Origin of the sequence: Streptomyces sp. NPDC052020 (assembly GCF_040680575.1) — a bacterium.
GTDB lineage: Bacteria > Actinomycetota > Actinomycetes > Streptomycetales > Streptomycetaceae > Streptomyces.
Genome location: NZ_JBFAWY010000002.1, coordinates 170648 through 183019 on the forward strand (window position 1 = coordinate 170648; position 12372 = coordinate 183019).

General features: G+C 71.1%; 10 protein-coding genes and 2 tRNA genes. 5 read left to right on the forward strand and 7 right to left on the reverse strand.

The genetic code is table 11. The features are described from left to right. Positions 1–33 precede the first annotated feature (33 nt). Positions 34–645: a TetR family transcriptional regulator gene (locus AB0L74_RS02680; RefSeq protein ID WP_365644816.1), complete on the reverse strand. Its 612-nt coding sequence runs from the start codon at positions 643–645 to the stop codon at positions 34–36. A gap of 165 nt (positions 646–810) precedes the next feature. Between AB0L74_RS02680 and AB0L74_RS02685 the strand changes: the two genes are divergently transcribed. The 3 genes from AB0L74_RS02685 to AB0L74_RS02695 all read left to right on the forward strand — a co-directional run bounded on the left by AB0L74_RS02685 (position 811) and on the right by AB0L74_RS02695 (position 2869). Continuing rightward, a complete protein-coding gene (locus AB0L74_RS02685; RefSeq protein WP_365644818.1) occupies positions 811–1311 on the forward strand; it encodes a DNA-binding protein in 501 nt (166 codons plus the stop codon). A gap of 196 nt (positions 1312–1507) precedes the next feature. Next, entirely contained in the window at positions 1508–2308 is an 801-nt protein-coding gene (hisN, locus tag AB0L74_RS02690) for a histidinol-phosphatase (RefSeq protein ID WP_365644820.1), read from the forward strand. Between the two features lie 147 nt (positions 2309–2455). After that, positions 2456–2869: a CBS domain-containing protein gene (locus tag AB0L74_RS02695; RefSeq protein ID WP_365644822.1), complete on the forward strand. Its 414-nt coding sequence runs from the start codon at positions 2456–2458 to the stop codon at positions 2867–2869. Between the two features lie 97 nt (positions 2870–2966). On the opposite strand, the gene AB0L74_RS02700 is transcribed toward AB0L74_RS02695, so the two are convergent. Next, positions 2967–4418 (reverse strand): catalase, encoded by a 1452-nt coding sequence (locus AB0L74_RS02700; RefSeq protein ID WP_365644824.1) that lies wholly within the window; start codon positions 4416–4418, stop codon positions 2967–2969. A 143-nt stretch (positions 4419–4561) separates the two neighbouring features. On the opposite strand from AB0L74_RS02700, the gene AB0L74_RS02705 reads away from it, so the two are divergent. Next, positions 4562–4978, forward strand: a complete 417-nt coding sequence (locus AB0L74_RS02705; protein ID WP_365644826.1) for a Fur family transcriptional regulator — start codon at positions 4562–4564, stop codon at positions 4976–4978. Between the two features lie 217 nt (positions 4979–5195). On the opposite strand, the gene AB0L74_RS02710 is transcribed toward AB0L74_RS02705, so the two are convergent. The 4 genes from AB0L74_RS02710 to AB0L74_RS02725 all read right to left on the reverse strand — a co-directional run bounded on the left by AB0L74_RS02710 (position 5196) and on the right by AB0L74_RS02725 (position 10518). Further along, positions 5196–5269, reverse strand: a tRNA-Met gene (locus tag AB0L74_RS02710). Positions 5270–5381: 112 nt separating this feature from the next. Beyond that, positions 5382–7199 carry a tetratricopeptide repeat protein gene (locus AB0L74_RS02715; RefSeq protein WP_365644828.1) on the reverse strand — a complete coding sequence of 606 codons (1818 nt, stop codon included), beginning with the start codon at positions 7197–7199 and terminating at the stop codon, positions 5382–5384. A 233-nt stretch (positions 7200–7432) separates the two neighbouring features. Further along, positions 7433–7506, reverse strand: a tRNA-Met gene (locus tag AB0L74_RS02720). 54 nt (positions 7507–7560) lie between these two features. Beyond that, a complete protein-coding gene (locus tag AB0L74_RS02725; protein ID WP_365645081.1) occupies positions 7561–10518 on the reverse strand; it encodes a UPF0182 family protein in 2958 nt (985 codons plus the stop codon). A 164-nt stretch (positions 10519–10682) separates the two neighbouring features. Here AB0L74_RS02725 and AB0L74_RS02730 point away from each other — a divergent pair, with 164 nt between their 5' ends. Continuing rightward, positions 10683–11225, forward strand: coding sequence for a PPA1309 family protein (locus tag AB0L74_RS02730; protein ID WP_365644830.1), 543 nt, complete (start codon positions 10683–10685; stop codon positions 11223–11225). A 16-nt stretch (positions 11226–11241) separates the two neighbouring features. On the opposite strand, the gene AB0L74_RS02735 is transcribed toward AB0L74_RS02730, so the two are convergent. After that, a complete protein-coding gene (locus tag AB0L74_RS02735) occupies positions 11242–12336 on the reverse strand; it encodes a PDZ domain-containing protein (protein WP_365644832.1) in 1095 nt (364 codons plus the stop codon). Between the last annotated feature and the right edge of the window lie 36 nt (positions 12337–12372).

Here is a 12372-nt window from a genome sequence, read left to right on the forward strand (position 1 = left end):
GGCAGCAACACTAGCGATCCGGGACTGGCCGCCTCACGGCGCCAGCTGCCGCGCGAGGGCGTCCCGTACGAGGCCGGCCACGCCGCCTTCGGCGGGCGGTGCCGCGATGCAGGAGACGGCGAGCCGGACGGCGAGTTCGCAGGCGCGGCCCAGGTCGGCGGTGTCCGGCCGCGCCGCGCCCGGCTGGGACAGGGCGGCCACGGCACGGTCCCGCACGAGGGCCACGAAGTCGCCGGGCGAGGGCAGTCCACCCTCCGCCCGGCGCTGTGCCGGTAAGACGGACGCGGACGGCACCGCTCTCGGCGCGGGCACGGGCAGCCGCTCGTTCCAGCAGCCGGTGAGCATGGCCCGCACCAGCGCGTTCTCACGGGCCGCCGAGGCCGTCCACTCGGCGGTCGCGGTGAGCCGGTCGCGGGGGTCGCTGGGGCCGGCGAGCGCGCGGTCGACGCCGGCGAGGTAGCCGTCGGCCTCCCTGCGGACGAGCGCCCGGGCGAGCCCGTCCTTGCCGCCGAACTCGTTGTACAGCGTCTGCCGGGAGAACCCGGCGGACGCGGCGACGTCCACCATCCGCACGGCGGACCACGGCCGGCGTGCCAGTGCCGCGTAGGCGGCGTCGAGCAGGGCCTTGCGGGCTGCGGACATCATCGCCTCCCTCGGGGCGAGGGGCTCTCGGCCCAGGTTTGACGCGCCCCGGTGCACTGTCAAGGGTTCGCGGAGAGGTGCGGGGCGGCTCCCCAGGAGTCCGGCCATTGAACAATCCGTTTACAACAGTGGGTTGACGCCAGGTCGTGCGTCACGCACCCTGATCCCATGCCGACGCCTCCCGAGCACACCGATCCCTTCACACCCCCTCAGCCCGAACAGGCGCGGGCCCAGCGGGTGTACGCCTCCCTGTTCCGCATCGCCGAGCGCCACGCGGCCACCGATGAGCAGCGCCGGAGGCAGACCCACCCTTCGGTCCTCGCGCCGCACGAGGCCGTCCGCCTCGTGTCGTTCCTGCTGAGCGGCGCCGCCCAGCGGGAGGAGGGCGAACCGGAGGTGGACCAGGCCGACATCACGGCCGCGCTGACCCTCGTCCCGCTGGTCCGCGGCGAGCTCGACGAACTGGAGACCGGGCTGCTCCGGATGGCCCGGGGGCGTGGCATGACATGGCACGAGATCGCTTTCGGGCTGGGCCTGGGCACTCCGCAGGCCGCCCGGCAGCGATACGAACGGCTGGCCAGCCGGGCCGCGACCGACCCGGAGAAGGCCGAGGGCACCGGGGAGGCGAAGGTCACGGAGGGCCCGGAGCGGCAGGACCCGGAGCGGTAGGCCCCCGAGCCCCGGACCATGACCGGCGCGGACGACGCGGACGACGGGGAGGAGCGGACACCACCGGTGACGCGGACGACGCGGACACCCCGGTGACGGGTGCGACACGGACGCCGCGCATCACGCGGGACCGGCCTAACGGGGCCGTCCGGCCCCCGCTGGCCCCGTACCGGCCGTGGCGGATACCGTTCGGTGCATGCCCGACTACCTCGACGACCTCCGCCTCGCCCACGTCCTCGCCGACGCGGCCGACGCGGCGACCATGGACCGCTTCAAGGCTCTGGACCTGAAGGTCGAGACCAAGCCGGACATGACACCGGTGAGCGAGGCGGACAAGGCGGCCGAAGAACTCATCCGCGGCCAGCTCCAGCGCGCCCGCCCCCGCGACGCGATCCTGGGCGAGGAGTACGGCGTCGAGGGCACCGGCCCCCGCCGCTGGGTGGTCGACCCCATCGACGGCACCAAGAACTATGTGCGCGGCGTCCCCGTCTGGGCCACGCTGATCGCGCTGATGGAGGCCGGCGAGGGCGGTTACCAGCCCGTCGTGGGCGTCGTCTCCGCGCCCGCCCTCGGCCGCCGCTGGTGGGCCGCGAAGGGTCACGGCGCCTTCTCCGGCCGCAGCCTCACCTCGGCCTCCCGGCTTCAGGTCTCCCGCGTCTCCCGGCTCGCCGACGCCTCCTTCGCGTACTCCTCGCTCAGCGGCTGGGAGGAACAGGGCCGGCTGGACGGCTTCCTGGACCTGACCCGCGCGGTGTGGCGCACGCGCGCGTACGGCGATTTCTGGCCGTACATGATGGTCGCCGAGGGTTCGGTCGACTTCTGCGCCGAGCCGGAGCTGTCCCTGTGGGACATGGCCGCAAATGCGATCATCGTGACGGAGGCGGGCGGCACCTTCACCGGCCTCGACGGCCGCCCCGGCCCGCACGGCGGCAACGCGGCGGCGTCGAACGGCCTGCTGCACGACGAGTTGCTGGGGTATCTCAACCAGCGCTACTGAGGCGCACGGGATGCGCGTCCGCCCTCGGCGGGCTGCGCGCGCCCTCTTGTTGACCCCCGCTTCACCTGCAACTCTGAGAGTCCCCCCACTTGTGAACTTGTGAATCCGTGAACTATCCCATGGATTCGGCAGGAGGTGGCTCCACCCATGCTCGTTCGCGACGCCATGAGCACGGTCGTCCTCACCATCGGCCCCGCCCACACCCTCCGGCAGGCCGCCGCCCTGATGTCCGCCCGGCGGGTCGGCGCGGCCGTGGTCCACGACCCCGACGCCGGCGGAATCGGCATCCTCACCGAACGCGACATCCTCGACTCCGTCGGCCTGGGCCAGGACCCGGACACCGAGCACGCGCACGCCCACACCACCACCGACGTCGTCTTCGCCACCCCGTCGTGGTCGCTGGAAGAGGCGGCGCACGCGATGGCCAACGGCGGCTTCCGCCACCTCATCGTCCTGGACCGCGGCGAGCCGGCCGGCATCGTCTCGGTCCGCGACGTCATCCGCTGCTGGGTCACGGGCCGGCCCGAGCTCCGGCCGCAAGCGCGGCGCGTACCGGTCTGAGCGACCGGACGGACCCCTCGGGAACACGGACGGGCCGGACCCCCGGCAGGGAGATCCGGCCCGTCCGCCGCGACAAGCGGTCCAGCGCTGGAAGGCGTCAGCCGCGCAGGGCCTGGACCGCGGCCTCCAGACGCTTGCCGTAGTCGGCGTCCGCCTGACGGAAGTTGTTGATCGCGCGCTCGATGATGTCCTCGCGCGAGACCTTCGAGATGAAGCCCGCCAGGTTGTTGATCAGGCGCTCCTTCTCCTCGTCCGACATGAGGCGGTAGAGGTTGCCCGCCTGCACGAAGTCGTTGTCCTCGGCGTGGACCGGGGCCTCCTGGTCGCCGGTGACACCGGTGACCGGAACCGGCTGCCACAGCGGACGGTTCGTCTGGAACGGGCCGCCGAAGCTGTTCGGCTCGTAGTTCTTCGCACCGCCGTGGCGGCCGTCGTACAGGAAGCCGTCCCGGCCGTGCGACCGCGCCTCGGTGGCGTGCGGACGGTTCACCGGCAGGTGGTCGGCGTTGATGCCGACGCGGTAGCGGTGGGCGTCGCCGTAGGCGAACAGGCGGCCCTGGAGCATCTTGTCCGGGGACGGGCCGATGCCGGGCACGAAGTGCGCCGGGGAGAAGATCGACTGCTCGACCTCGGCGAAGATGTTCTGCGGGTTGCGGTTGAGCTCCAGCTTGCCGATCTCGATGACCGGGTAGTCCGCGTGCGGCCACACCTTGGTCAGGTCGAACGGGTTGAAGCGGTAGGTCGCCGCCTCGGCCGCCGGCATGATCTGCACGCCCACGGTCCAGGTCGGGTACTCGCCGCGCTCGATGGCCTCGCGCAGGTCACGCTGGTGGGAGTCGGGGTCCTCACCGGCGAGCTTGTTGGCCTCTTCCTGCGTCAGGCACTTGATGCCCTGGTCGGTCTTGAAGTGGTACTTGACCCAGAAGACCTCGCCGGCCTCGTTGTTCCACTGGAAGGTGTGCGAGCCGAAGCCGTCCATGTGGCGGTAGGACGCCGGGATGCCGCGGTCGCCGAACAGCCAGGTCACCTGGTGGGTCGACTCCGGCGACAGGCTCCAGAAGTCCCAGACGTTGTCCGCCTCCTGCGAGCCGGTGTAGGGGTCGCGCTTCTGGGTGTGGATGAAGTCGGGGAACTTGATGGCGTCCTTGATGAAGAACACCGGGGTGTTGTTGCCGACGAGGTCGTAGTTGCCCTCTTCGGTGTAGAACTTCAGCGCGAAGCCACGCGGGTCGCGGACGGCGTCCGCCGCGCCCAGGTTGCCGGCCACCGTCGAGAAGCGGAGGAAGACCTCGGTCTCCTTGCCGACCTCGGAGAGGAACTTGGCACGCGTGTACTTGGTGACATCGGCGGTGACCGTGAAGGTGCCGTAGGCACCGGCACCGCGGGCGTGCACCACACGCTCCGGGATGCGCTCACGGTTGAAGTGGGCCAGCTTCTCCAGAAGGAGCTGGTCCTGAACGAGCACGGGGCCGCCGACGCCCGCGGTCTCGCTGTTCTGGTTGTCGGCTACCGGAGCACCGGCCTCCGTAGTGAGCGGTCCCTGAGTCACGTGGGCCTCCTGCGCCATTCCTGCTTGTCCTGTCCCTTGGCTAATGCCGAAGGCGATCCTACAATGGACATTGTCTAAGTCAAGTAAAGCTCCAAAGTCACACCGGTTCGGGACCTGGTCCCCTTGCTGTTAGGCTGGTTCGTATGAGTGACCTACTGGAACGGCTGCGCGGACGCGGATGGCGCATGACCGCGCAGCGGCGCGTCGTGGCCGAGGTCCTCGACGGCGAACACGTCCACCTGACGGCCGACGAGGTGCACGCCCGAGCCGTCGCCAAGCTCCCCGAGATCTCCCGGGCGACCGTGTACAACACGCTCGGCGAACTGGTCACACTCGGCGAGGTGATCGAGGTCGCCACCGACAAGCGCGCCAAGCGGTACGACCCCAACGCCCACCGTCCGCACCACCACCTGGTGTGCGCCCAGTGCGGCGCGATTCGTGACGTGCACCCGACGGGCAACCCGCTGGCCGACCTCCCCGACTCGGAGCGCTTCGGCTTCACCGTCTCGGACGTCGAGGTCACCTACCGCGGCGTCTGCCCGAACTGCGTGTCGGCGTAGCGACCACGACTACGCGTCGAGGCCCCGGCACCGATGGTGCCGGGGCTTCGCTCGCTCTGCCCGCGTGCCGCCCCGCCGTACGGCCGCCCGCCGCGCCGGTGCGGCCGCCTCACGATCCGCCCGGAAAGACCCGCCGGAAACCACCGGCCGGAAAACGACCGTCCAACGAAACGACCGAGGGCCGGAACCCTTTCGGATTCCGGCCCTCGGCCTTCAGTAGCGGGGACAGGATTTGAACCTGCGACCTCTGGGTTATGAGCCCAGCGAGCTACCGAGCTGCTCCACCCCGCGTCGGTGAACCCAACGTTACGTCAACCCCCGAGACAAAAGCAAATCACCCCTGCGAGCACGGCCGGGCACGACCGGGTGCGGCCGGGGTCTCCTGCGGCCGGCCACGGCGGCCTCACGCCGACAGCTCCTGCCGCAGCGCGTCCCGCAGCCGGGCGGCCCGCTCCGCCACCTCCGCCGGTCCCAGCTCCACCGCGCGGTCCGCCCACCGCTGCCCTTCGTCCAGCTCACCCCGTCGCGCGTAGACGAGGGCGAGCCGCAGCGCCGCCCGGCCGTGCCCGGCGTCGGCGGCCCGGGCCCACCACACGGCGGCCTCCGGCTCACTGCCCTCCCGGGCGAGCAGCAGCCCCAGGTTGAAGGCCCCGTTGCGGGAGCCGGCCTCCGCCGCCTCGCGGTACCACCGCGCCGCCTCCACCACGTCACCGCGCGCGGCGGCCAGCATCCCGACCCGGACCTGGGCCCGCCGGTGCCCCTGCGAGGCGGCCCGCTCGTACCACTCCTCGCACTCCGTCTTGCGGTGCGCCGACTCGCCCAGCCCGTGCGCGGGCTCCGGCGGCAGGCGCGCGTCGAGCACGGTGGCCAGCCGGTACGCCGCCTCGGCGCTGCCGCCCCCGGCCGCACACCGCAGGTACCGCTCGGCCTCGCGCTCGTCCCCGTCGCGCAGCCGGGCGATCCCGACCTGGAGGGCGGCCTCCGTGTGCCCGGCGGCGGCGGCACGCTCGTACCACCGCAGGGCGGACTCCGTCTCGCCGCGCCCGGCGTACAGGATCCCGAGGTTGAAGGCGGCGTCGACGCTGCCGGCCTCCGCGGCCTTGGAGAACCAGGGCTCGGCCCCCGTCTCGTCCCCGCCGTGCAGCAGCAGGATGGCGAGCGCGTTCGCCGCCTCGCGGTGCCCGGCGTAGGCCGCGCGGCGGTACCACTGCTCGGCCTGCGCGGTCCGCCCCTGTTCGGCGCAGAGCAGGCCCAGGTTGTAGGCGCCGTTGTCGTCCCCCGCGTCCAGCGCGGCCCGGTACCACCGCTCGGCGGTCTGGGTCTCCCCGCGCTCGGCGTGCAGCGCGCCCAGCGCGTTGGCGGCGTTGCCGTCGCCCTCCTGGGCGGCGCGCAGCCACCACACGGCGGCGCTCTCGGAGTCCCCGGCGTCCCGCAGCAGGAATCCCAGCGCGCAGGCGGCGCGCGGCTCCCCGTCCTTGGCGGAGGTCAGGTACCAGCGCCCGGCCTCTTGCAGCTCGCCCCGCCGCTCCAGGATGGTCCCCAGGTGCAGCGCGGCCCGCCGGTGGCCGCGCGCCGCGGCCTGCCGGTACCACTGCTCGGCCTCGTCGGCGGCCTCCGTGCCGCCGTCGGCGCCGGATCTCCGCGCGGCCCGCCCCTCCAGCGCTCGCGCCAGCCGGTAGGCGGCCTCCCGGTGCCCGCGTTCCGCCGCGGACCGCATCCACCGCTCGGCGCCGGAGTCGCCGCGGTGCTCCAGCAGGTCCGCGAGCGCGTAGGCGCCCAGGACGTGGCCCTGCTCGGCGGACTGCCGCAGCCAGTACTCGGCGGCGGGCTCGTCGCCCCGCTCGCGGTGGTACCGGCCCAGCGCGTGGGCGGCCGGGGGGGAGCCCGCGACGGCGGCGACGCGCCACCAGCCGGCGGCCTCGTCGGCGTACCCGCGCTGGTGGAGGAGGACGCCCAGGTTGTTGGCGGCGGCGCGGTCGCCCGCAGCGGTCGCGGCACGCAGATGGGGTTCGGCTCCGTCGAGATCGCCGCGGCGCAGCAGCATCGCCCCGAGGACGCTCATCGCCTCCACATCACCGGATTCCGCCGCGAGGCGCCGGCGCACCTCCTCGGCCGCCTCGTCCGCGGCCTCGCCGGCCTCGTCTCCGGTCTCGTCCAGATCGGACGGCTGCACAAATCGCCCTGTCCCGAACAGATCTGCCTTGTCCCCCATAACGTCCATCGTCGCACCACCTGCAACCTGGGTACACCTGGTATACCGCAGCCAGTGAGGTCACTTCAGCGTTTTGTCGACATGCCCACAGAGAGACAAGTCAAACACAGATCGCCCAACTCGCCCCGTCGGCGCGGCCGTCGACGGCGCCACGCCGATCAGCGCGCCGACACAACACGAAGGCCCGGATCCCTTTCGGGACCCGGGCCTTGCCGTCGTTCGCGTGCCGCGTCCGACTCCAGTAGCGGGGACAGGATTTGAACCTGCGACCTCTGGGTTATGAGCCCAGCGAGCTACCGAGCTGCTCCACCCCGCGCCGTTGTGTTGTCAACCGTACCACGGCGCGGGGCGGGGTGAGTGACCGGCCGGGTCACCCGCCGTCCGAGCCGCCGCCCGCGCTGCCGCTCGGTCGTGGCGTGGGACTGGCCTTGTCCTGCCCGTTCTTCTCGCCGCCGGCGCTCCGGCCGGCCCGGGCCTGGGCCTCCTCGGCCCGGCGCAGCGCGTCCTCCAGGTCCTTCTGCGCCTCGCCGTACGCCGCCCAGTCGTTCTTCTGCAGGGCTTCCTGCCCCGCTTCGAACGCCTTCTGCGCGTCGTTCAGCGCGTCCTGGACCGTCGGGTCGCCCGTCGACGGCGGCGGAGTGGTGCCTTCGTCCCGGTCCTCGTCCGGCGGCTCGGGGGCCGAACCCTCCGCACCGAAGACCTTGTTGAGGGCCTCCTCCAGCGTGTTCTCGAAGGCGGTGTTGCCGCCGTAGGTGACCAGCACCTTGCGCAGCAGCGGGTACTTGAGTCCACCACCGCGTACGTAGACCGGCTCCACGTACAGCAGTCCTCCGTCGAGCGGCACCGTCAGCAGGTTGCCGTACTCGACCTCGGAGTCACCGCCTCTGAGCAGCCTGATGGACTCGGCGATGTCCTGTTCGGAGTTGAACTGGCTCTGCACCTGCTTGGGGCCGTCGACGGTCGTGCTCGTCGGCACCTTCAGGATTCTGATCTTGCCGTAGCCGCTGGTGCCCGCCTCGGCGTCCACCGCCATGAACGCGCTGAGGTTGTCGCGCCCGTTGGGCGTGAACGTCGTCGTCAGCGAGAACGCCTGTTCCTTCTGGTCGGGCATCTTCATGCTCAGGTAGTACGGCGGCACCGCGTCGCCCGACTTGTTGGTCGGGTCGTCCGGCACCTGCCACACCTCGCTGCCGCTGAGGAACGTGTCGGCGTCCTTCACGTGGTAGCGGGTGAGCAGTTCGCGCTGCACCTTGAACAGGTCCTGCGGGTAGCGCAGATGCGCCATCAGGTCGCCGGAGATCTCGCTCTTGGGCTGCACCGTGTGCGGGAACGCCTTCATCCAGGTCTGCAGGACCGGGTCCTCGGTGTCCCACTGGTAGAGCTTGACGTCGCCGGTGTACGCGTCGACGGTCGCCTTCACCGAGTTGCGGATGTAGTTGACCTGGTTCTGCTGGGCCACCACCGCGCGGTTGTCGTTGGCCGCGGTCAGCGAGTCGGCCGTGGTGTCGCCCAGCGTGGTGCGGGAGGCGTACGGGTAGCCGTTGGTGGTCGTGTACGCGTCGACGATCCACTGGATGCGGTCGCCCACCACCGCCGGGTAGGCGTCGCCGTCGATGGTCAGCCACGGGGCGACCGCCTCGACGCGCTCCTTCGGGGTGCGGTTGTACAGGATGCGCGAACCGTCGCCGATCGCGCCCGAGTACAGGATCTGCGGCTCGTTGAACGCCACCGCGTACGCGGCCCGGTTGACCGGGTTGGCGAGGTTGACGCCGCCGCCGCCCTTGTAGCTGGTGGTCTTCTCGCCGCTGTCGTCGGAGTAGTCGATCTCCTTCTGGGGACCGCCGACGATCGAGTACGTGGTGGTCTTCTCGCCGTAGTAGATCCGCTGCTCGTACGTGCCGAGGTCGCCCTTGGAGGGCAGGTCGGACTCCGTGAACACCGGGCGGCCCTCGGAGTCGACCTCGGTGCCCCTGGCCGCGACCACGCCGTAGCCGTGGGTGTAGCGGAAGTGGTTGTTGATCCAGTTCTTCTTGGGGATGCCGGCCAGGTTCAGCTCGCGCAGGCCGACGACCGTGTCCTGGTCCTTGCCGTCCTTCGCGTAGCGGTCGACGTCCAGGTTGGTCGGGAACGCGTAGTAGTTCCGCATCTGCTGGAGCTGCTGGAACGTCGGCGAGACGATGTTCGGGTCCATGATCCGGATGCTCGCCGCGGCGTCGGCGTCGTCGCGGAGCCGGGACTTGTCCTCGGTCTGGCTCCGGCCCGGGTACTCGGTGACCTCGGTGCCGTCGATGCCGTACGCCTCACGCGTCGCGCTGAGGTTCTTCTCGACGTACGGGGCTTCCTTGGCCTGCTCGTTGGGCTGGACCTGGAACTTCTGCACGATCGCCGGGTAGAGGCCGCCGATGAGGATGGCGGACAGCACCATCAGGCCGAAGCCGATCACGGGCAGCTGCCAGGTGCGCCGCCACAGCGTGGCGAAGAACAGCAGCGCGCAGATGACGGCGATGCAGAACAGGATCGTCTTGGCCGGCAGATAGGCGTTGGCGTCGACGTACCTCAGGCCCGTCCAGTTGTCGGTGGCCTTGAAGTCGCTGGACTTGACCGCGAGCCCGTAGCGGTCGAGCCAGTAGGCGACCGCCTTGAAGGCGACGAAGACACCGAGGAGCACCGACAGATGCCCGGTGGCCGCGGCCGTGGCACGGGCGCCGGGGCTGGTCAGGCGCAGTCCGCCGTACAGGTAGTGGGTGATCGCGGCCGCGATCACCGAAATGATCACGGCGGCGAAGCCGAAGCCGAGCAGGAACCGGTACCAGGGCAGGTCGAAGGCGAAGAAGGCGACGTCCAGTTTGAACTGCGGGTCCTTCTTCCCGAAGGAGACGCCGTTGACCCACATCAGCCAGGTCCGCCACTGGCCGGCGGCGGAGGCGCCGGCGATCAGGCCCACCAGGGCGGTGATGCCGAACAGCAGCCACTTTTTGAACGGGGCGATGCCCATCCGGTAGCGGTCGAGGTTCTGCTGCTCCGTCGACATCGCGCTCAGCGGCGGGCGCAGCCGGTGGGCCAGCCAGATGTTGAATCCGACGGCCAGCGCCATCAGCAGGCCGAAGACGAAGAAGAGACCGATCTTGGTCCACAGAGTCGTCGTGAACACCGACGAGTACTTGACCGACCGGTACCACAGCCAGTCCGTCCAGAAGCCCGCGAACATGGTGAACGCCATGCCCAGGACGGCCAGGACGCCCAGTGTCATGAGCAGGGTCCGGGCACGCCGGGACGGGCGGCCCACTCTGATCCGCGGCCCTGTCGGGCCTCCGCCGCGGTCCGGCATCTGGAAAGCCAAGGTGCGCACCTCGAAGTTCGCTGTTGATCCGTCAGGCCCTCGGGTTCGTGGACCTCCCGTGCGCCCTCCTGATCGTGGGCCCACACCTATGCAACTTACTCACCGTTTACTCGGTTCCCGATTCCGGGCCGGAACGAGGCAGGATTGTGACCATGTCCAACACTCCCATGGCGGCGAGCCCGCTCACCCGGGCCGTACTCGAGATCGACGAGTACGTCTCCGGCCTCGGCTGGGACCAGCCCGCCCGCCTCTTCGCCCTCGTCGACACCGCGCGTCTGCGCGCCGAGCAGCCCTCGCTCGCGGACCGGCTCGGTCTCGCCGAGGGGGAGGCCGCCCCCGGCCTCACCCCGATCGAACAGGAGGAGGTCCCGGCGGACCGGCCGCTGGACGAGTTCCTCGCCACCATCGCCTGGCCGGACTCCGTGGCCGGCTGCGCGCTCACGGTGGAGCGACTGATGCTGCCGCCGTCCGCCGAGGCACAGGTCCCCCAGGGCCTGGACGAGGCGAAGCTGGCGCAGTGGGTGGCGGAGCACCCGGAGCGCCAGGAGGTCCGCATGACGGTCGCGGTGCTGCGCGACGGCGCCCGCGAGTCGGCGCTGCGGCTGCGGGAGAAGGACTCCCCCACCGAGGTCCTCACCGGCTCCGGCCTGGTGCCGGGCCTGGCGGAAGCGCTCGCGGCGACCTTCGAGGAGTAGTCGCGCGGACCAGCCGCTAGCGCGCCGTGCAGCGCGGCAGGCCGGCGGTCTTCCCGGAGCGGATGTCCGCGAGCGCGTCCAGGGCGTCGCCGATGGAGCCCACCTTGACGAGGGTGAGCCCCTTCGGGGTGTCCCTGGCGGCCGCGGCGCAGTTGTCGGCGGGCGTCAGGAAGTACCGCGCGCCCTTGCCGCTCGCGCCAACGATCTTCATCTCGATGCCGCCGATCGGCCCGACCCTGCCCTCGTCGTCGATGGTGCCGGTGCCGGCGACGAACGCGCCGCCGGTCAGGCTGCCCGGGGTGAGCTTGTCGTAGATGCCGAGCGCGAACATCAGGCCGGCGCTGGGGCCGCCGACGTCGGCGAGCTTGATGTCGATGGCGAACGGGAAGGTGTGGTCGGTCCCGGCGGAGATGCCGACGATGGCGCGCTTCTCGCCGCCGTCGTCGGATGCCTCGGTGGTGATCGTCACCTTCTCGGTCTTCGTCGCCGTGCGGTTCTCCTTCTCGGCGGCGGCCTGCTCCTTGGCGGGCACGATCGTGAAGACGACGTCTTGGCCGGGCCGGTGCCGGGTGACCAGCTTCGCCACGTCCGCGGGCTGCTTCACCGCCGTGCCGTCGACGGCCTTGATCACATCACCGGCGTGCAGCCTGCCCTGCGCCGGGGATCCCTTGACGACCGTGGAGACGACCACCCAGGACCTCACCGGGATGCCCAGCTCCTTCAGGGCGGCGACCTTTGCGCTCTCCTGGGACTGGCTGAACTCCTCGGCGGTCTCCTGGGAGGACTCCTCCTCGGTCTTGCCGTTCGGGTAGAGCGTGTCGTGCGGTACGACCTTGTTGTCGTGCGCGAGCCAGCCGTAGACGGCCTCCACCAGGTTCATCTTGTAGTCGGCCCTGGTGACCCTGACCGTGGTCATGTTGAGGTGCCCGTCGGCCGGGTAGGTCTTGCGCCCGGTGACGTGCAGCACCGGCTCGCCGTCGTGCTCCCCGAGCGTGTTCACCGTCGGCCCCGGGGTCATCTCCGCGTACGGCACGGGGAGGAACACCCCCGCGCACAGAAGCGCGATCAGCATCAGGGTGGAGGCGAGCATCGTCGCGGTGCGGCGTGGCATGTCACGACAGTAAGGGACGCTTCTGTCGGCGCACTG

Excerpts from the sequence above, each read along its gene's own strand:
- AB0L74_RS02680 (WP_365644816.1), bottom strand. The coding sequence starts at position 645 with ATGATGTCCGCAGCCCGCAAGGCCCTGCTCGACGCCGCCTACGCGGCA.
- AB0L74_RS02685 (WP_365644818.1), top strand. The coding sequence starts at position 811 with ATGCCGACGCCTCCCGAGCACACCGATCCCTTCACACCCCCTCAGCCC.
- hisN (WP_365644820.1), top strand. The coding sequence starts at position 1,508 with ATGCCCGACTACCTCGACGACCTCCGCCTCGCCCACGTCCTCGCCGAC.
- AB0L74_RS02695 (WP_365644822.1), top strand. The coding sequence starts at position 2,456 with ATGCTCGTTCGCGACGCCATGAGCACGGTCGTCCTCACCATCGGCCCC.
- AB0L74_RS02705 (WP_365644826.1), top strand. The coding sequence starts at position 4,562 with ATGAGTGACCTACTGGAACGGCTGCGCGGACGCGGATGGCGCATGACC.
- AB0L74_RS02715 (WP_365644828.1), bottom strand. The coding sequence starts at position 7,199 with ATGGACGTTATGGGGGACAAGGCAGATCTGTTCGGGACAGGGCGATTT.
- AB0L74_RS02725 (WP_365645081.1), bottom strand. The coding sequence starts at position 10,518 with ATGCCGGACCGCGGCGGAGGCCCGACAGGGCCGCGGATCAGAGTGGGC.
- AB0L74_RS02730 (WP_365644830.1), top strand. The coding sequence starts at position 10,683 with ATGTCCAACACTCCCATGGCGGCGAGCCCGCTCACCCGGGCCGTACTC.
- AB0L74_RS02735 (WP_365644832.1), bottom strand. The coding sequence starts at position 12,336 with ATGCCACGCCGCACCGCGACGATGCTCGCCTCCACCCTGATGCTGATC.